At 63.4% G+C, this 18,980-nt stretch carries 13 protein-coding genes and 1 tRNA gene; 8 read left to right on the forward strand and 6 right to left on the reverse strand.

What is annotated here, in order from left to right; translation table 11 throughout:
• Positions 1-22 precede the first annotated feature (22 nt).
• On the forward strand, positions 23-3,514 hold the full coding sequence (gene mfd / locus K3163_RS09605) for a transcription-repair coupling factor (RefSeq protein ID WP_221554062.1): 3,492 nt from the start codon (positions 23-25) through the stop codon (positions 3,512-3,514).
• A gap of 11 nt (positions 3,515-3,525) precedes the next feature.
• Here mfd and K3163_RS09610 read toward each other — a convergent pair whose 3' ends face one another.
• On the reverse strand, positions 3,526-4,845 hold the full coding sequence (locus K3163_RS09610; RefSeq protein ID WP_221428115.1) for a bifunctional diguanylate cyclase/phosphodiesterase: 1,320 nt from the start codon (positions 4,843-4,845) through the stop codon (positions 3,526-3,528).
• A 128-nt stretch (positions 4,846-4,973) separates the two neighbouring features.
• Between K3163_RS09610 and K3163_RS09615 the strand changes: the two genes are divergently transcribed.
• Positions 4,974-5,756, forward strand: coding sequence for an NAD kinase (locus tag K3163_RS09615; protein WP_221428114.1), 783 nt, complete (start codon positions 4,974-4,976; stop codon positions 5,754-5,756).
• Positions 5,757-5,851: 95 nt separating this feature from the next.
• Positions 5,852-5,926: transfer RNA gene (locus tag K3163_RS09620), tRNA-Asn, on the forward strand.
• Positions 5,927-5,932: 6 nt separating this feature from the next.
• Here the strand turns inward: K3163_RS09620 and K3163_RS09625 are convergent.
• Positions 5,933-6,670, reverse strand: a complete 738-nt coding sequence (locus K3163_RS09625; protein ID WP_221554063.1) for a sulfite exporter TauE/SafE family protein — start codon at positions 6,668-6,670, stop codon at positions 5,933-5,935.
• A gap of 65 nt (positions 6,671-6,735) precedes the next feature.
• On the opposite strand from K3163_RS09625, the gene K3163_RS13710 reads away from it, so the two are divergent.
• Positions 6,736-7,350 carry a GNAT family N-acetyltransferase gene (locus tag K3163_RS13710; protein ID WP_345719724.1) on the forward strand — a complete coding sequence of 205 codons (615 nt, stop codon included), beginning with the start codon at positions 6,736-6,738 and terminating at the stop codon, positions 7,348-7,350.
• A gap of 27 nt (positions 7,351-7,377) precedes the next feature.
• Here the strand turns inward: K3163_RS13710 and secA are convergent, their stop codons facing one another.
• Together secA and K3163_RS09640 are read right to left on the reverse strand one after the other, a co-directional pair.
• On the reverse strand, positions 7,378-10,140 hold the full coding sequence (gene secA / locus K3163_RS09635) for a preprotein translocase subunit SecA (protein ID WP_221554064.1): 2,763 nt from the start codon (positions 10,138-10,140) through the stop codon (positions 7,378-7,380).
• A 93-nt stretch (positions 10,141-10,233) separates the two neighbouring features.
• The gene (locus K3163_RS09640; RefSeq protein ID WP_221428110.1) at positions 10,234-10,506 is read right to left on the reverse strand and encodes a hypothetical protein; all 273 of its coding nucleotides are present in this window, start codon (positions 10,504-10,506) and stop codon (positions 10,234-10,236) included.
• Positions 10,507-10,617: 111 nt separating this feature from the next.
• On the opposite strand from K3163_RS09640, the gene argJ reads away from it, so the two are divergent.
• From argJ to K3163_RS09660, 4 genes are all read left to right on the forward strand, one after another.
• Positions 10,618-11,844, forward strand: coding sequence for a bifunctional glutamate N-acetyltransferase/amino-acid acetyltransferase ArgJ (gene argJ / locus K3163_RS09645; protein WP_221554065.1), 1,227 nt, complete (start codon positions 10,618-10,620; stop codon positions 11,842-11,844).
• 29 nt (positions 11,845-11,873) lie between these two features.
• Positions 11,874-12,638, forward strand: coding sequence for an inositol monophosphatase family protein (locus tag K3163_RS09650; RefSeq protein ID WP_221554570.1), 765 nt, complete (start codon positions 11,874-11,876; stop codon positions 12,636-12,638).
• Between the two features lie 99 nt (positions 12,639-12,737).
• A complete protein-coding gene (locus K3163_RS09655) occupies positions 12,738-14,924 on the forward strand; it encodes an RNA degradosome polyphosphate kinase (RefSeq protein WP_425594720.1) in 2,187 nt (728 codons plus the stop codon).
• Positions 14,925-14,983: 59 nt separating this feature from the next.
• On the forward strand, positions 14,984-16,453 hold the full coding sequence (locus K3163_RS09660) for a Ppx/GppA phosphatase family protein (RefSeq protein ID WP_345719725.1): 1,470 nt from the start codon (positions 14,984-14,986) through the stop codon (positions 16,451-16,453).
• Between the two features lie 3 nt (positions 16,454-16,456).
• On the opposite strand, the gene apaG is transcribed toward K3163_RS09660, so the two are convergent.
• Both apaG and K3163_RS09670 read right to left on the reverse strand, forming a co-directional pair.
• Positions 16,457-16,855, reverse strand: a complete 399-nt coding sequence (apaG, locus tag K3163_RS09665) for a Co2+/Mg2+ efflux protein ApaG (protein WP_221429558.1) — start codon at positions 16,853-16,855, stop codon at positions 16,457-16,459.
• Positions 16,856-16,942: 87 nt separating this feature from the next.
• Positions 16,943-18,979, reverse strand: a complete 2,037-nt coding sequence (locus K3163_RS09670; RefSeq protein ID WP_221554067.1) for a prolyl oligopeptidase family serine peptidase — start codon at positions 18,977-18,979, stop codon at positions 16,943-16,945.
• Between the last annotated feature and the right edge of the window lies 1 nt (position 18,980).

The raw sequence follows: 18,980 nt of genomic DNA on the forward strand, positions 1-18,980 counted from the left end.
GCCTTACGGCGCTGACCCCATAATGCCCGACCTTTCCCGCATCCTCAAAGCCGACACACCGCTGACGCTGGCGCAGGTCGCGCGCGGCGCGCAGCCGCTGGTGATGGCCGACCTCGCCCGCGCTGGCACGGGCCGCGCGGTCTTCATCGCACCGGACGATGCGGCGATGCGCGGAATCGTCGAGGCGGCCGCATTCTTCGCGCCCGAACTCGACGTCATCGAGTTCCCCGCGTGGGACTCGCTGCCCTACGATCGGGCGAGCCCCGCGCTGTCGATCAGCGCCAAGCGTCTCGCAGCATTGCACCGCCTCCAGACAGGAAAGGCGAAGGCACAGCTGGTTGTCACCACCGCCAATGCGGTTCTCCAGCGCGTGCTCAGCCCGTTCCGCATTCGAGAGAGCGTGCGCGAGTTCAAGCCGGGTACCGAGATCGGTCGCGAGAGCCTGTCGCTGCTGCTGCAGAAACAAGGTTACAGCCGAACCGACACGGTGATCGACAAGGGCGAGTATGCGATCCGCGGCTCGATCGTGGACGTGTTCCCCTCCGGCCTCGACGAAGCGCTCCGCCTCGATTTCTTCGGCGACGAACTGGAAAGCCTGCGCAGTTTCGATCCTAATACGCAGATGAGCACAGGGCGGCTCGACAGCCACCTGCTTCTGCCCGCAAGTGAAGCTCTGCTCGACGAAGACAGCATCAAGCGCTTTCGCAGCCGCTACCGCGAGATGTTCGGCGCCAATGCGACGCAAGACCCGCTTTACGAGGCGGTGAGCGAAGGCCGGCGACTGGCAGGCATGGAGCACTGGCTGCCGCTGTTCGAGGAGAAGCTGGTCACGCTGTTCGATCACCTCGACGACAAGGACACGGTGGTCGTCGACAACGCCTCGCTCGCCGCAGCGGACGAGCGCATCAAGGACGTCACCGACTATTTCGAGCAGCGCAAGGCGGCGAGCGGACAGGCCAAGGGCAGCTATCGCCCTCTCGATCCCAAATCGCTCTACCTGACCTCCGACGAGTTCAAGTCCGCGCTTGCAGAAACGCCGGCGCACCGCGCGACCACATTCGACGAGCCCGAGAGCGACACTGTCATCGATTTCGGCTTCCGTTCGGGCCGCGATTTCGCACCTGAGCGGGCGCGCGGCGACAATGTCTATCCTGTGCTAGCCGATCACCTGAAGGCGCTGGGCAAGGCAGGCAAGCGACCGCTGCTCGCGGCCTACTCCACCGGCAGCCGCGCGCGCATCGCCTCGATCCTGACCGAGGCCGGCGCGGATGTGCAGCTGGCCGAAAGCTGGCAGGAAGCGCTGGGCCTGTCCGCCAAGGGCAAGCCTGCGGCCATGGTGCTGCCTCTGGAAGCCAGTTTCGCCAATGACGAGATGGAGCTGCTCACCGAGCAGGACATCCTTGGCGACCGGCTCGTGCGCCGCAAGAAGAAGCGCAAGGATGCCGACGCCTTCCTCGCCGAACTGCAGGCGCTCAGCGTGGGCGATCTCATCGTCCATACCGAGCACGGCATCGGCAAGTATCTCGGCCTGCAGCCGGTCCCCGTCGGCAAGTCCAAGCACGATTGCGTGCAGCTTGAATACAAGGGCGGCGACAAGCTCTTCATACCCGTAGAGAACATCGACGTACTAAGCCGCTACGGCTCGTCCGAAGAAGCGGTCATGCTCGACCGGCTCGGCGGCGAAGCATGGCAGAAGCGCCGCGCGCGCCTGAAGGAGCGCATCCGCGAGATCGCCGGCGAGCTGATGCAGGTCGCGGCCCAGCGCGCGCTCAAGAAGGCGCCGGTGCTCGAAGTCGAGGACGGCGTCTACAACCAGTTCCTCGACCGCTTCCAGTACGAGGAGACCGACGACCAGGAACGCGCGATCGCCGATGTGCTGAGCGATCTGGAAAGCGGCAAGCCGATGGACCGGCTGGTCTGCGGCGATGTCGGTTTCGGCAAGACCGAAGTCGCGCTGCGCGCCGCTTTCGTCGCGGCGATGAACGGACAGCAGGTCGCGGTGGTCGCGCCCACCACCCTGCTCGCCCGCCAGCACTACCAGAATTTTGCCGAGCGATTCTCCGGCTTCCCGCTGAAGGTCGGTCGCCTTTCGCGCCTCGTTCCCGCCAAGGAAATGAAGGACACGCGCGAAGGGCTGGCCAAGGGCGATATCGACATCGTCGTCGGCACGCATGCGATCCTGTCGAAGCAGACCAAGTTCAAGAACCTGGGGCTGGTCATCGTCGACGAGGAGCAGCGCTTCGGTGTGACGCACAAGGAGAAACTGAAGCAGCTTCGCGCCGATGTGCACATGCTCACGCTCACCGCCACGCCCATCCCGCGCACGCTGCAGATGGCGATGACGGGGCTGCGCGAACTCTCCACCATCCAGACCCCGCCGGTCGATCGCCTCGCAGTGCGCACCTACGTCATGGAATGGGACGACATGGTGATGCGCGAGGCGCTGCTGCGCGAACATCATCGCGGTGGTCAGAGCTTCATCGTCGTGCCGCGCATTTCCGACATGCAGCAGATTTCGGACTGGCTTCACGAGAATGTGCCCGAAGTGAAGTTCGTGCCTGCCCACGGCCAGATGGGCGCAGGCGAGATCGAAGAACGGATGAGCGCGTTCTATGAGGGGAAATACGACGTCCTCCTCGCCACGACGATCGTCGAAAGCGGGCTCGATCTGCCGAGCGCGAACACGATCATCATCCACCGCGCCGACATCTTCGGCCTCGCCCAGCTCTACCAGCTGCGCGGGCGCGTCGGCCGCTCCAAGCTGCGCGCCTATGCCTATCTCACCTACGAGAAGGACGTCGCGCTGTCCGAAGTGGCGGAGAAGCGCCTCAAGGTCCTCGGCGATCTCGACAGCCTGGGCGCGGGCTTCCAGCTTGCGAGCCACGATCTCGACATCCGCGGTGCGGGTAATCTGCTCGGCGACGAACAGTCGGGACATATCCGCGAGGTCGGCTTCGAGCTCTACCAGTCCATGCTGGAGGACGCGATCCTTGCCGCCAAGGCCGGCGAGCTCGGCCTTGAGGCCAAGCCCGAGCGTGTCAGCCCGCAGATCACGGTCGATGCACCGATCATGATCCCCGAAGATTACGTCCCCGACCTCGCCGTGCGCATGGCGCTCTATCGCCGCCTGAACGATGCGGAGAACATGGGCGAGATCGAGGCGCTGGCGGCCGAAATGATCGACCGCTTCGGTCCGCTGCCCTCGGCGACGGAGAACCTCGTCCGGCTCATCCAGATTAAGCTGCAGGCCATCGAAGCGAATATCGCCAAGATCGATGTGGGTGCGGCCGGCACGCTGGTCACCTTTCACAAGGACGACTTCCCCGACGGCCCGGGCCTCATCGCCTATGTCGACCGCCTGCAGGGCACGGCCAAGCTGCGGCCCGACATGAAGCTTGTCATCAGCCGCGCATGGAATTCGCCGGAAAGCCGCCTCAACGGGCTATTCCAGCTGACCAAGGGCCTTTCTGGTATCGTGCGGAAAGCGAAGAAGCGCGAGAAGGCCGCCGCCTAAGCCACCGCTCTTTAGCGGGTGACGAGATTCAGGAACTGGTGCGGCGCCATCGGCTCTGCACGGAAGAAGCCCTGATAGTATTCGCAATCCTCGGCAGCGCAGAAATCTCGCTGCTTCTGAGTCTCGATGCCTTCGACGAGCACCCGCAGGTCCAGTGCCTTCCCCATACCCATGATTGCGCGGAAAATGGCCCGGTCGCGCTCGTCCTCGATCACGCCCTCGACCATCGAGCGGTCGAGCTTAAGGCAATCGATCGGGAGCACCTTGAGGTAGCGGAAGTTGCAGAACCCCGCGCCGAAATCGTCAAGCGCGATGGTGACGTCGAGGACCTTGAGCTGCTGAAGGACGCGGCTGACACGCTCGAGATCGGCCAGCAGCACCTGCTCGGTGATTTCCAGCGTGATCCGGTTGAGCGAGAAGCCGATGCGTTCGGCCAGGCGGGCGAAGTCGATCGCGAAATTGTCGACTGCGAGATCCGCCGGGGTGATGTTGAGCGACAGCTGCATGCCGGGCGGCCAGGACGTGGCCTGCTCCAGCGCCCGACTGGCGATGTGCCGCGAGAGTTGCGCGACATGGTCGGCCCGCTCGGCAATCTGGAAGAGCGTACTCGCGCCAATCAGTCCCACCACCGGATGGTGCCATCGCGCCAGGGCCTCCGCTCCGATGATGCGATCGTCGACGAGCGAGTACTGCGGCTGGAACAGGATTTCGATCTCGTCGCGGTCGATCGCGGCAAGGAGATCGGCCTCGAGCTGGATGTTGGAGCGCGGCGCGGCTTCTATGGTCCCGCTCGACCAGCCGATACGGCGGCCGTGCGACTGGCGCATCTGAGAGGATACTTCGGACAGCCGGTCGAGTATGCTGTCGACGTCGTCATTCTCGCCGGACCGCATCAGCGCAATTCGCGGCGAGAGACGCAGGCTGCCACTCCCGTCGGGATTAGCGATCGGCGCGGCGAGAGCATCGGCCAGCGCCTCGGCCAGCCACTGCCAGCGCTCGCGGCTGCATTCGCCCAGTGCGACCAGCATGAAATTGCTTCCGGAAAGGCGCGAGGCAAGCCAGCCGCTGCTTTCGAACTCGTCGACTGCAAAGTGGCGGATACGCTGCGCAGCTTCCACGAGTGCGCCATCACCGGCGTCTTCGCCGAAAGCGACGTTGACGGTCTCGATCCGCCCCAGCGTGATCAGCATGGCATGGATCGGACACGTGCCGCCATCGTGTGGCCAATCCGCGCACCATTCGGCGACTGTGCGGCGCAATTGCTGCACGTCACCAAGCCCGGTCAGGGCATCGCGCGAATCGTTGTCTACCGTGTCGGCCACACTTGCCATCGCCCTCCCTTAGCAGCGGTTAACGATATGTTAGCCATGTTTTAGCGTTTGTTGCCAAATGGGACAGCGGCCCATAGGGGTTAATCAGGCCCCGCAAAGGTAGTGGCGGCAGGCAGACGGAACGGGTGATGGCCGAATTCAATCGACTTGCACTGCTCGTATCGGATTCCGACCGCGCACAGGAGGCGGCGGATACGATCATTCGACCGCTAACCGATTGGGTTTCCATCGAAGATGCGGACGCGGTTGTCGTTCTCGGCGGCGACGGATTCATGCTGCAGAGCCTGCACGGGATGCTCGACGAAGGGGTTATCAGGCCGGCCTATGGCGTGAATCTGGGCACGGTCGGCTTCCTGATGAACAAGAATCGCCAGCCCGATAAATTGCTGGGACGAATCGCCCGCGCCAAGCCCCACACCATTGCACCGCTTGCAATGGAAGCGGTGACAGAGGACGGTGAAGTGCATCGTTTCTGCGCCATCAACGAGGTCTCGCTGCTGCGTGAAACGCGCCAGACCGCGAAGATCGAAGTGTCGGTCGACGACAAGGTGCGGATCAAGGAGCTCGTGTGCGACGGCGTGCTCTTGTCGACCCCCGCGGGCTCGACAGCCTACAACCTGTCCGCAGACGGCCCGATCCTGCCTCTCGATTCACAGCTGCTCGCGCTGACCCCGATCTCTGCATTCCGGCCGCGTCGCTGGAAGGGTGCGATCCTGCCCGACCGCAGCCAAGTGACCTTCAAGGTACTCGAATCCGAGAAGCGCCCGGTGTCGGCCGTCGCCGACCAGCGCGAGATCCGTCACGTCGCCGAAGTGCGGCTGGAAATCTCGCGCGAGAACGAGCTGACCCTGCTCTTCGACCCGGGTCACGCACTCGACGAACGCATCGTTTCGGAGCAGTTCGTGGTGTGATTGCAACTTGTTGCAGCACGCGTCCATTTTTTTGCAAAACCCCGCTTGCAAAACCGGAATCGCCCCCATATACGCGCGGCCTGCCTTCGGGCTGCTCCCCGATAGCTCAGCGGTAGAGTAGGTGACTGTTAATCACTTGGTCGTTGGTTCGAATCCAACTCGGGGAGCCATTTTCCTTACATCGCGAAGAGCAGCCTCAGCCCTGCCCACAGGGTGAGCCCCGCCGTGCCCCAGCGGATCCACCGCTGCGGCATGAACTTGAGCGCGAGCAGGCTGCCGATCTGGCCGCCGATGGCGACCGCTACAAGAAGCGGCAGGCCGATATCGAAAGCCGCAAGGAAGCGGCCCTCTCCGCCTTTCAGCACTTGGCCGGCAAGCCCGAAGAGCGAGTTCACGAGGATGAAGAAGCTAGCCGTGGCTGCGATCGCGCGCGCCTCGCGCCAGCGGGCAAGGTGCAGCAATGGAGCAAGGAATATCCCCCCACCAATGCCGACGAGACCCGCGAGATAGCCTAACGGCATCGCTCCGAGCGGTATAAAGCGGGCCCAGCGCCGTGCTTCACCCTCCCCTTCGCTTACGGGCAGGAGCATGGTCATCGCCGTCAGGACGAGACTGGCGCCAAGGATCGCAAGGAACGCCCCCTCGCCGATGGGTGTGAGCCCGCCGAGCAAAGCAGCAGGCGCAGCAAGTGCGGTCATGAACAGGGCGCCGCGCCATGGCGTGATCCCGGCACGTGCGAAGCGCAGGGTGCTGCCCGCCACCACGATGATATTGCAGCTCAGCGCCAGCAGCGGGAGGATGCGGTAGTCGACACCCGACAGCGCCAGGAGCGCATTGTAAGTCGAGCCGCCGCCGAAGCCGACGCTCGCGTAAAGCAGTGCCGTAATGAAGAAGGCGGCAATCAGCAGCGGCATGCGGCTTTCCTAGACCGCGTGCCAGCCTGCCGCTAGCCTTGGGCGCACAAGGGAGGACTGGCGCTGTGGACGACGCGGATATCACGCTACCGGAGGGCTTCACGCGAGCCGGCAAGGGAGATGCCTTCGCCATAGGCGAAATCACCGCCGATGCATTCCGCAACGACCCGTTCAACCGGTGGCTCTTCGGCAATTACAAGGGCATCCGCTCGCTCTTCCATATGCAGGCGCGGCGGATTTATGTGCCCCGTGGCTTCGTATACAGCATCGGCGATCAAGGGGCGGCCATGTGGATGCTGCCGGGCGGCGATGCCTCGTTTTCGCAGATGGACTATGCCGCTTTCGCGCTGCCGACAATCTGGCACTGCGGACTGGAAGCCGTGCGAAAGGGCATCAAGACCGGCGAGGCAATGGAGCACGCCCACCCCGACTTCGAACATGCCTATCTCTTCAGCATCGGCGTAAGGCCGTCGCAGCAGGGCAAGGGATTGGGACGGAAACTGATTCAACCAGTGCTGGACGCATGCGACCGCACTGGCACCCGCGCCTATCTCGAGAATTCCAACCCCGCCAATACCGGCTTCTACGCGAGCTGCGGTTTCGAGCCGTGCGGGGAGATCCGCCCGACATCGGACGCTCCACCACTGGTCCCGATGGTGAGAGAACCGCGCCCGCTCTGAAGACGGGCGCGGTTCCCTGAAGTGTGATCAGGCCTTCACGCCCATGGCGCCGTGGCAATGCTTGTACTTGTTGCCCGAGCCACAGGGGCACGGAGCGTTCCGGCTGATGTCCTGATCGGCATAGGGATTGTCGACGAATGCACCGCCCGGACCGGCCGCCGCGCGGGCACTTCCGGCGAGCGCACCGAAGAGTTCGGGACGGTTTTCCGAACCATCGCCGTCACCCGAATTGTCGAGCCCGGTAAGCGGGTCGATGTGGCCGGTGAGGAAGTCGGGCAACTCGGGCAGGTCGACCTGCGGAAGCGGAGCAGGCTCTGCCAGTTCGATCCGCAGCAGCTTGGCGGTGATGTCCTCGCGCAGCTTGTCGAGCATGCGTTCGAACAGGCCGAAGGCTTCCTGCTTGTACTCGTTGATCGGCTGCTTCTGCGCGTGCGCACGCAGCCACACGACCTGCCGCAGCGCGTCGAGCGTGGAGAGATGTTCCTTCCACTGGTGGTCGAGTTCCTGCAGCAGCAGGCTCTTCTCGATGCGGCGCCACATCTTCGGGTCGGCCTTCGAGATTTTCTCTTCCATCCGGCGATCGGCTTCCTCGCGGATGCGCTCCTCGACGATTTCGGGCTCGATGTGATCTTCCTCGAGCCATGCGTCCATCGGGAACTGCATGTCGAAGACTTCGTCGACGCGCGTCTTGAGGCCTTCGATGTCCCACTGCTCGGGATAGGAGCCGGCAGGGCAGTGCTCGGCGACCATGGCATTGATCGCGTCATGGCGCATGTCGACCACGACATCGTCCACGGTCTCGCTATCCATGATTTCGGAGCGCTGTTCGTAGATGACCTTGCGCTGGTCGTTCATCACGTCGTCGTACTGGACGACCTGCTTGCGCACTTCGTAGTTGCGCGCCTCGACCTTCTTCTGCGCGGTCTCGATGGCCTTGGAGAGCCACTTCGAACCGATCGCTTCGCCGTCTTCGAGATTGGCGTTCATCATACGGGCGAACAGCGTGTCCGGCCCGAAGATGCGCAGCAGATCGTCTTCGAGGCAGAGGTAGAAGCGCGAAAGACCCGGGTCGCCCTGACGGCCCGAACGGCCGCGCAGCTGGTTGTCGATACGGCGGCTTTCGTGACGCTCCGTACCCAAGACGAACAGGCCGCCCGCATCGAGCACGCGCTGCTTCTCGGCAGCGACCTCGGCCTTGATGCGGTCGATTTCGAGCGCGCGCTTGGGATCGTCTTCTGCAAGATCGGCAAGCTCTTCCTCGATGCGGAACTCGAGGTTGCCGCCCAGCTGGATGTCGGTGCCGCGACCGGCCATGTTGGTGGCGATGGTCACCGCGCCGATGCGGCCCGCCTGTGCAACGATATGCGCCTCGCGCTCGTGCTGGCGGGCGTTGAGCACCTCGTGCTTCACTCCCTGCTCGTCGAGGAACTTCGAAAGCAGTTCGCTCTTCTCGATCGACACCGTGCCGACCAGCACCGGCTGGCCGATCTCGTTCTTCTCCTTGATCGCCTTGGCGATGGCTTTGAACTTGTCGATCGTGTTTTTGTAGAACTCGTCTTCCTCGTCGATGCGCTGGACGGGGACGTTGGTCGGGATCTCGACCACGTTCATCTTGTAGATGTCCCAGAATTCCGCAGCCTCGGTGGCGGCCGTACCGGTCATGCCCGAGAGCTTGGGATACATGCGGAAGTAGTTCTGGAAGGTGATCGAGGCGAGCGTCTGGTTCTCCGGCTCGATCTTCACGCCTTCCTTGGCCTCGACTGCCTGGTGCAGGCCGTTCGACCAGCGGCGGCCGTCCATCATGCGGCCCGTGAACTCATCGATGATGACGACCTTGTCGTCCTTCACGATGTAGTCGGTGTCCTTCTTGAACATGATGTTGGCCTTGAGGGCCTGGTCGAGGTGGTGGACCACCTGCGTGTTCTCGACGTCGTAGAGGTTGTCGGTCTCGAGCAGGCCGGCTTCCTTGAGCCGCTCCTCGATCGCGTCGGTACCCTCTTCGGTCCAGGTGATGTTCTTGGTCTTCTCGTCGGCCTCGTACCACTCGGGATCGATATCCTTTACGATCTCGTCGATGGCGACGTAGAGCTCCGACTTGTCCTCGGTCGGACCCGAAATGATCAGCGGCGTACGCGCTTCGTCGATCAGGATCGAGTCGACCTCGTCGACGATGGCGAAGTTGAAGGGGCGCTGCACCATCTGGCTGCGCTCGTGCTTCATGTTGTCGCGCAGGTAGTCGAAGCCGAACTCGTTGTTCGTGCCGTAGGTGATGTCCGAACCGTAGGCATCGCGGCGCGAGAACTCGTCGAGGTTCGGCACGATCACGCCGACCGACAGGCCGAGGAAATTGTGCAGCTGCCCCATCCATTCCGCATCGCGGCGGGCGAGGTAGTCGTTCACGGTGACGACGTGGACGCCCTTGCCCTCGATCGCGTTGAGATAGGTGGCGAGCGTGGCGACCAGCGTCTTACCCTCACCCGTGCGCATTTCCGAGATTTCGCCGCGGTGGAGGACGATGCCGCCGATCATCTGCACGTCGAAGTGACGCATGCCGAGGACGCGGACCGATGCCTCGCGCACGGTGGCGAAAGCTTCGGGCAGGATATCGTCGAGCGTCTTGCCGTCGGCGAGCTGCTGGCGGAACTTGTCGGTCTGCGCGCGCAGTTCCTCGTCGCTGAGTGCCTGAAGCTGCGGCTCGAGAGCGTTGATCTGGTTGACGATCTTGCCGATGGATTTGACGTAACGGTCGTTGGACGAGCCGAAAACGGACTTCACGATTGCATTGAACATGGGTGGGCGCGTGCCTCGAGAATAGAAGGAATGTATGGAAAATGCCCGCGCACTGGAAACGTGCCGGGCATGAAACGGGGTCAGCTTTTCAGGCTATTCGTATGCGCGATCGGCGCCGAACTGGACCGTGGGCAGGTAGATGACGACCGGTTCCTGCTTCTTGCAGGGGGTCACTTTTTCGCCGCGCAGCTTCTGCTTGCGCTGCTTTTCCTCGCACGGACACTTCGCTTCGCGGGCATCGCTTGCGCCGGAGGCGGATTGTTCGAAACCGACGCCGATTTCACCGCCCAGCGCGGCATGCGCAGGCACACCGACGGCAGCAAGGCCGGTCAGGAGTGCAAGAAGGGCGAGCAATTGGCGTCGCATAATCAAGCGTGGAGATAGCGCAGAATGCTTAAGGTTTAAAGTCAGGCAGCCTATTTTTCCTACGCGCGGCGCCGCTTGCAGCGCGCCCCCGCCCGTTCTAGCTGCGAAGGCATGGATCTCGAACGCTCTCCGCTCGCCCGCGCCTTTCCCGAAATGCCGGCCATCTCCGGCGTAGAATTGCGTGTCGCCAGGGCTCGGTACAAGGAGTGGGATCGTGCCGACCTGACCTTCGCCAAACTGGCCGAGGGCACCAGCGTGGCAGGTGTTTTCACAAAGTCAGCCTGCGCGTCGAGCGAGGTCGAGCTGGGCCGCGAACAGGTAAAGCTTGGCAGTGCGCGCGCGCTGATCGTCAATGCGGGCAATTCGAACGCTTTCACCGGCATGCGCGGGCGCGAGGCGGTCGAACAAATCATGGCGCAGGTGGCCGACGCACTCGGCTGCAAGCCGAGCGAGGTGCTGGTCTCCTCGACCGGGGTGATCGGCGTGCCGCTTCCAAAGGACAAGGCACGTGCAGGGATCGCCGCGGTCCTCGAGGCCGACACCTGCAGCTGGGAAGAAGCGGCGTCTGCCATCGGCACCACCGACACCTTCACCAAGGGTAGCGGCGCGTCGGCCATGCTCGACGAGACACGCATCGAACTGGCGGGAATCATCAAGGGAAGCGGCATGATCGCGCCCGACATGGCGACCATGCTGGGCTATATATTCACCGACGCAGCCGTGGAGCCGACTTTCCTGCAGGAAATGCTCTCCAAGGCCAATGACGCGACCTATTCGTGCATCACGGTCGATGGCGACACCTCTACCAGCGACACCGTGCTTGCCTTCGCGACCGGCAAGGCAGGCAATCCGCCGCTCGCATCATGGGACGACCCCGGTGCCGACGCGTTCTACGCAGCACTTCTGCAGGTCTGCCGCGATCTTGCGCAGCTGGTCGTGCGCGATGGCGAAGGCGCGCAGAAGTTCATCGAGATCGCGGTGAGCGGCGCCGATTCCGACGAGAGCGCGCGCCGGGTCGGGCTCTCGATCGCCAATTCCCCCCTGGTGAAGACCGCGATTGCAGGCGGCGATGCCAATTGGGGCCGCGTGGTCATGGCGGTGGGAAAGGCCGGCGAACCGGCCGACCGCGACAAGCTCTCGATCGGCTTCGGCGGCACCTGGGCGGCCAAGGACGGCCAGCCGCTCGCCGACTATGACGAGGCCCCGGTCGCCAAGCACCTCGAAGGGCAGGACATCCGCATCGATGTCGACCTTGGCGTCGGTGACGGGCGCGCGACCGTGTGGACCTGCGATCTCACCCACGGATATATCTCGATCAACGCGGACTACCGTTCGTGAGCAGTCTCGACGACGCTATCCTCACCCTGATGCGGCGCGCCACCGAGGAAGCCATCCTCCCGCGCTTCCGCAATCTCGAGGAAGGCCAGGTCGAGGACAAGGGCGGCAACGACCCCGTCACAATCGCCGACAAGGAATCGGAAGCATTACTGCGCGAGGGCCTTGCCGCCATCGACGACAGTCTCGCCTTCGTCGGCGAGGAAAGCGCTCATGCCGATCCCGGCATCCTCGAGCGTCTCGACCAGCCGTGCTGGATCGTCGATCCGGTCGACGGGACGCGCAATTTCGCCCACGGCAAGCCGCCTTTTGCCGTCATCATCGCACGCGCCGACGGAGGCCTTGCCCAGTCGGGCTGGCTCTACGATTGCCTGACGGGGCGCTTTTGCGCCGCGCATCGCGGAAAGGGTGCATTCGTCGACGGCGAGCGCGTCTCCGCCAGGGGAACCGGCCAAACCCCGCCGGTCGCCGCGATCTCGCTGATCTTCATGGAAGAGGAACGCAGGCAGGCGACCCGCCGCCATATCTCGCCCAATTACGAGCTGGTCGACATCCCTTTCTGCGCGGCAGAGCAATACCCGCGCCTCGGGCTGGGCCAGAACGACGTATCGATTTTCGAGCGCACGCTGGCATGGGATCACGCGGCAGGCGCGCTCTGGCTGGAGGAAGCCGGCGGCAGGGTCGCGCGGCCGGACGGCTCGCCCTACCGCGTGGACGAGTGGGACAGGAAAGGCCTTCTCGGCGCCTCCACACCGCAACTTTGGGACAAACTGGCCCTGCAATATGGGCGTTTGTGACCCATTCCTGACAAGCGCACCGGACAGGTGGCAGGTCGAAACCCTTTCCAATAGCGCCAGCGCGCCCTACTCTGCTTGCGATTCACAAAAGGTGTGCCCGTGACCCTTGGAAACTCTGCCGTTTCTGGAAACGAAACTGCTGGCGAGGATATCGCCGAAGAGCTGCCGGTCGCGCCCGAGGCACCCGAAGACCGCTACGTCAATCGCGAGCTGAGCTGGCTGAGCTTCAATCGCCGCGTCCTCGCCGAGAGCGAGAACACCGACTACCCGCTGCTCGAAAGGCTGCGTTTCCTCTCGATTTCGGGCAGCAACCTCGACGAGTTCACCATGGTCCGCATTGCGGGTCTGGAAGGCCAGGTCCAGCGCGGGATCGAAACGCCAGGCATCGACGGCAAATCGCCGCGCCAGCAGCTCGACGCGATCCGCGAACAGGTTCTCGAGCTGGAAGATCGCCAGCAGGAAAGCCTCGACATCCTTCGCGGCCTGCTGCGCGACGAGAACATCCTGATCGCCCTGCCCGACGAGCTCGACAAGCAGCAGATCAAGTGGCTCGACGATTACTTCACCACCGACATCCTGCCTTTGATCACACCGCAGGTGATCGACCCATCGCACCCCTTCCCCTTCGTCGCGAATGGCGGGATGGGCGTGCTGTTTCGCCTCAAGCGCGGCAAGCGCAAGGGCGAGCTGGTCGAGATGGTCCTGATCCCGGCCAATGTCCCGCGCTTCGTGCGCGTGCCGGGCGACAAGGCGATCTATGTCGCGATCGAGCAGATGGTGACACGCTTTGCCGCCGAGATTTTCCCGGGCTTCAAGATCCTGGGTGACGGCATATTCCGCGTCCTTCGGGATAGCGATATCGAGGTGGAAGACGAGGCAGAGGACCTCGTTCGCTACTTCCGCACCGCTATCCAGCGCCGCCGCCGCGGCCGCGCTGTCCTGCTCGAGCTTGATGACGAATGCGATCCGGCGGCAGAAACCCTGCTGCGCGACCAGTTCGACGTCGATGCCGCCATGATCGTGAAGACCGGTGGCATGCTCGGCCTTACAGACTTGGACGCGATTTGCGACGAGCCGCGCCCCGACCTCAAGTTCCCTCCCTTCTCGCCGCGCTATCCCGAGCGCGTGCTGGCGCATGACGGCGATGTCTTCACCGCTATCCGCGAGAAGGACATGGTCATCCACCACCCCTACGAAAGCTTCGAAGTGGTGGTCGATTTCCTTCACCAGGCCGCAGTCGATCCTGCTGTCGTTTCGATCAAGCAGACGCTTTACCGCGCGGGCGACCAGTCACCGGTCATCGCGGCGCTGGTCGAGGCGGCACAGAACGGCAAGGCCGTTACCGCCGTCGTCGAGCTGAAGGCCCGTTTCGACGAAGAACGCAACATCCGCTGGGCAAACGAGCTCGAACGCGCAGGCGTGCAGGTGATCTACGGCTTCACCGAGTGGAAGACCCACGCCAAGGTCAGCCTAGTCGTACGCCGCGAGGAAGATGGCTATCGCACCTACTGCCACTTCGGCACGGGCAACTACCATCCGATCAACGCCAAGATTTATACCGACCTCAGCTACTTCACCGCCGACCAGGCGCTGGGCCGCGATGCGGCGAAGATGTTCAACTTCATCACCGGCTATATCGAGCCCGACGAACTGGAGAAGATCGCGATCTCGCCGATCGGCATGCGCGAGACGCTCTACGAGCTGATCGATGCCGAGATCGCCAATGCGAAGCAGGGCAAGCCCGCGGGCATCTGGTGCAAGCTCAACGCGATCACAAACCAGGCGATCATCGACAAGCTCTACGAGGCCAGCCAGGCCGGCGTGGAAGTGCGCATGGTCGTGCGCGGCATCTGTTCGCTGCGTGCCGGCATTCCGGGCATGTCGGAAAATATCAGCGTGAAGTCGATCATCGGCCGCTTCCTCGAGCATGCCCGCATGTGGGCTTTTGCCAATGGCAAGGAAATGCCCAGCAGGCAGGCCAAGGTCTTCCTCACCAGCGCTGACGCGATGAGCCGCAACCTCGACCGCCGTGTCGAAGTGATGGTGCCGATCTCGAACAAGACCGTGCACGACCAGCTGCTGGGTCAGGTCATGCTCGCCAATATCCTCGACGTCGAACAGAGTTGGCGGCTCGATCCCGACGGGCAATACCGCCGGATGCGCACCGGCGAAGACGCCTTCAACTGTCACGAATACTTCATGTCGAACCCTTCGCTCTCGGGCCGCGGATCGGCGCTGAAATCGCATGATGTGCCGCGCCTTTCGCTGCACGGGGAAAAGCGTTGAGCAGCGCGAAGCTCCGCTCGACGCGTTGGCAGCGCCGATTGATCCATCCCCCGCGCGCTGTGGTCGATATTGGCTCGAACACGGTCCGACTGGTGATTTACGAGGGTACGGGCCGAGCGCCTGAAACCGTGTGGAACGAGAAGGTCGCCGCACGGCTTGGCCGCGACCTCTCGGAAACCGGGCTCATCCCCGAGGAAGCTCAGGAAGAGGCACTCGACGCCCTCGCCCGCTACGCCATCCTGATCGAGGACCGCGGTATCGAGATGGTCCAGACCGTCGCCACCGCCGCTGCACGCGACGCCAAGAACGGGCAGGAATTCCTCGACAAGGTTGCCGCACTCGGTCTCGAACCGCGCCTGCTGTCGGGCGAAGAAGAAGCGTGCGCCTCGGCCTTCGGCGCAATCGGTGCATTCCCCGGCATGAGCGGCATGGTGGCCGACCTTGGCGGTGGCAGCCTCGAACTCGTTGCGATCGGCAATGGCGAATGCATCGATGCGGTGAGCCTGCCCTTCGGCACCTTGCGGCTACCCGCCCTACGCGCGCAGCAGCCGGATTTCGCCGCGACGGTCCATGATGCGGTCTCCAATGTGGGCTGGGCGAAGTCGCACAAGGGTCCGCTATTCATGATCGGCGGCACATGGCGTGCGCTGGCCTATTACGCGATGCGCGAGGCCGACTATCCGCTGACCGACCCGCACGGTTTTTCGCTGTCGGTCGAGGATGCGCGCAACCTTGCTTCGCGGTTGGTGAATGCCAAACCGGAAGAGCTGATGGACATTTCGGGCATCAGCGAGATGCGCGCCAATTACCTGCCGGATGCGGCCGCACTGCTCGGCCCGATGCTCGCGGAGCTGGAGCCGGAGAGGCTGATCTTTTCCAGCTGGGGTATCCGCGAAGGCCTGCTCTATTCGCAGCTCACCGACCTGCAGAAGTCGCTCGATCCGCTGCTTTCGGGCGTTCACGCCTTTTGCGAGCCGCGTGACGCGCCCGTCACCGATGCGACCCGCGTTGCCGGGTGGACGGTCGATCTCGCCAACGGACAGGGCAAGCGTAACGAGCGCCTACGCCTGGCTGCCGCGCAGCTTGCGGCGGGCCTGCAGCGCGTAGAGCCGAACCTGCGCGTCAATCACGCAACCGAATGGGCGCTCGATAAGCGCTGGATCGATTGCAGCGCGCGGGACAAGGCAATGATCTGCGCGGCGCTCTATGGCAGCCTCGGTCGCACTGCGCTTCCCTCCAAGCTACGCGAGATTGCTAGCGACGAGGACCTTCGCGAAGGCGTGACATGGGGCCTCGGCTTCCGCCTTGCACGCCGTCTGGGCGCAGGCTCGCGCACTGCGCTCGGCAACAGCAAGCTACGCCTCAAGAAGAAGTCGCTGGTACTCTACCTCGATGAAAGTCGTGCTGCGCTGGCAACCTGGCCGCTCACGCGCGAGCTGGAAATGCTCGCTGACTGGCTGGAGCGCAAACCCAAGATCAAGATCGGGGATTTCGACTTCGCCGACGAACACGACGAAGACGACGACTAGCGCTTATTCCGCGGTTGCGGGTGCTGCCAGCGGGAAGAACGGGATACGCACTTCGAACGGCGTGCCGTCTTCGCGGTGGAAAGTGTAGAAGCCTTCCATTGAACCGTGGGGCGTATCGAGCGGGCAGCCCGACACGTAATCATGCGCTTCGCCGGGCGCGAGGATCGGCTGTTCGCCGACCACGCCGTCACCATCGACATGCGCGACCATTCCGGCGCCGTCGGTAATCCGCCAGTGGCGTGTCATCAGCTGGACACGCTCGTGCGAAGCGTTCTCGATACGGATGTGATAGACCCAGAACCACTTGCCCGCATCGGGCTGGGACTGTTCAGGCAGGAAGTTCACCGCGACCCGCACGGTAATGCCATCGGTCATGGCGGAATGCTGGAAGAGTTCCTTGATCACACTTCCAAGTTAGGCATTCCCGCGCGGTGGGCAAGAGGCTGGCGCCCAGCAACCCCCAGTTTTTGGCCGCTTGCGACGGATCGATCAGTCCGCGGGATTATGCGTTTCCAGAAAGGCCAGCAGCGCCTTCAAGAAACGCGCTTCCTCGGCGCTGTCACCGAGATAGTGGTCGTCCTCGATTTCCAGCATTTCGATCTCCACGCCGGCAGCTTCCGCTGCCTTCGACAATTGCTCGAACTGGTCGAAGGGGACGCGCATGTCCTGGATGCCGTGGGCCACGAACAAGGGTCGTTCTAACCTCGCGATCTGGTCCGACACCGATATCATCGATAGATCGAACTCGTCATCGCCGGTGATGCGCGGTGTCCAGATGTCCTTGTACCACCGCTTTCGTATCCGGCCCCGGCCGAGATACTGGCTGTCGTAGGCAAGCAGGTCTTCCCAGTCGACGACGCCGGCAAAGCTCGCCCCGCAGCGATAGCGCTCCGGATTGCGCAAGGTCCCCCACATGGAGGCATAGCCGCCATAGCTGGCACCGAAGAGGCACACGCGTGCCGGATCGGCGATACCCTGCGCCACGGCCCAATCGTAGGCATCGTCGATATCGTCCTGCATCGCGCGGCCGATCTGTCCGTCGCCGAGCCGCTCGAACGCCTCACCATAGCCGCCCGAGCCGCGATAATTCGGGCGCAGGACGGCATAACCGCGGCTGGCGAGCAGCTGCGTCCAGTCGTCATAGACCATCGTGTCGCGCACGCCGTAGGGCCCGCCATGCGGCATGATGACCATCGGAAGGCCCTTCGCCGGCCGGTCTTTCGGCAAGGTCAGGAAAGCGCGCATCCGTGTTCCGTCGCGTGCGACGATGTCATGCGCCTGCGTCTGCGAAAGGAGCTTTTCGTCGACGAGCGGGCGCAGGTTCGCGAACAGATCGAGGCTCATCCGCGACGGAGTGAAGACATAGAGGGCGCCGGGATCGGCGTCGCCCGATTGCATCACGAGCATCCGCTCCATTCCCGCGCTGTCGATGATGCGTACCCGGCTGCCCGGAAGCGCCTCCTCGAGCTGGGACTGGATCTTCTGCATTTCCGGCTCGAGCCACTCGGTGCGCGGTTCGTCGTCGGTGTATCTCACGCCAACCGGGCCCTCGCCCCGGCGGATGACAACGCTGTCGATGCTCCAGCGCGGGTTCTCGTAAACGACGTTACCGAGCTCGCCCTTGGAGTAGTCTATCTCGCGCAAGATCGTCTTGCCGTCATCATCGTCGACCATGGCATAGCCTGTGTCGCGCCCGGCATAGATGCCCATGACGTCCCAGGCATCGAGCGCATCGTCATCGCCGCCCTTCACCTTGGTCACACGCCTGTAGCGATCCTCGGGCCCCGAGCGGAAATATATCTTGATGTCCGCTCGCGAGGTCCAGCTCATGCCGAGCCGCACCACGCCCTCGTCATCGGCGAACCACTGGCGCACCTCTTTCTCGGGCTTCTGAACGAGGACTGCAGCGGATGCACCGCTGCCATCAAGCGGGAAACGCCAGACCGCAGGCGGAGTGAAGCGCCGCTCGCTTACAGAGAGGATGACGTAGCGACCATGCTTGTCGGTGTGGAGGACGTCGTCGCCTTCCCAGCCTTGGTCCTCGAAGCCGATGAAGTGAAGCTGGCGCGTGGGAATATCGAAGGCGTGGAGCTTTGTCTCCGCGCTGTATTGTAGCTTCGTGAGACGCATGCGGGTCGATATCAGGATGCGATCGTCGCCGGCCCACTGGAACCAGTTGAAGCCCTCCCGATCGCCGAGGTCGATAGCCACCAGCGGTTCGAGCGTGTCGGAATCGTGCACGGCGAGGATGCGCTTGTCGCCCTCGACCACGACGAAAGCAAAGCGACTGCCGCTCTCCGAAAGCTTCGCCGAATTGAGCTGGCTGCGCCCGGCAAAGGCCTCGACCGGTATTTCGGAAGGTTTCTGCGCCTGTGCAGCGAGAGGCTGAGCCGAAACAACGCCCGAAAAGACCACCGCAACCATGGCCAAGGCGAAGGCCGCTATGAGGCTCCAGACGATCCCTTGCCCCTCCAGAAGCTGCAGTCGCAACCGCCCTTGCGCGCTATCGAGGATGGCAAGCTCCATG

This window comes from Qipengyuania xiapuensis, from assembly GCF_019711395.1.
In the GTDB taxonomy this organism is placed as follows: domain Bacteria; phylum Pseudomonadota; class Alphaproteobacteria; order Sphingomonadales; family Sphingomonadaceae; genus Qipengyuania; species Qipengyuania xiapuensis.

Excerpts from the sequence above, each read along its gene's own strand:
- mfd (WP_221554062.1), top strand. The coding sequence starts at position 23 with ATGCCCGACCTTTCCCGCATCCTCAAAGCCGACACACCGCTGACGCTG.
- K3163_RS09610 (WP_221428115.1), bottom strand. The coding sequence starts at position 4,845 with ATGGCAAGTGTGGCCGACACGGTAGACAACGATTCGCGCGATGCCCTG.
- K3163_RS09615 (WP_221428114.1), top strand. The coding sequence starts at position 4,974 with ATGGCCGAATTCAATCGACTTGCACTGCTCGTATCGGATTCCGACCGC.
- K3163_RS09625 (WP_221554063.1), bottom strand. The coding sequence starts at position 6,670 with ATGCCGCTGCTGATTGCCGCCTTCTTCATTACGGCACTGCTTTACGCG.
- secA (WP_221554064.1), bottom strand. The coding sequence starts at position 10,140 with ATGTTCAATGCAATCGTGAAGTCCGTTTTCGGCTCGTCCAACGACCGT.
- K3163_RS09640 (WP_221428110.1), bottom strand. The coding sequence starts at position 10,506 with ATGCGACGCCAATTGCTCGCCCTTCTTGCACTCCTGACCGGCCTTGCT.
- argJ (WP_221554065.1), top strand. The coding sequence starts at position 10,618 with ATGGATCTCGAACGCTCTCCGCTCGCCCGCGCCTTTCCCGAAATGCCG.
- K3163_RS09650 (WP_221554570.1), top strand. The coding sequence starts at position 11,874 with ATGCGGCGCGCCACCGAGGAAGCCATCCTCCCGCGCTTCCGCAATCTC.
- K3163_RS09670 (WP_221554067.1), bottom strand. The coding sequence starts at position 18,979 with ATGGAGCTTGCCATCCTCGATAGCGCGCAAGGGCGGTTGCGACTGCAG.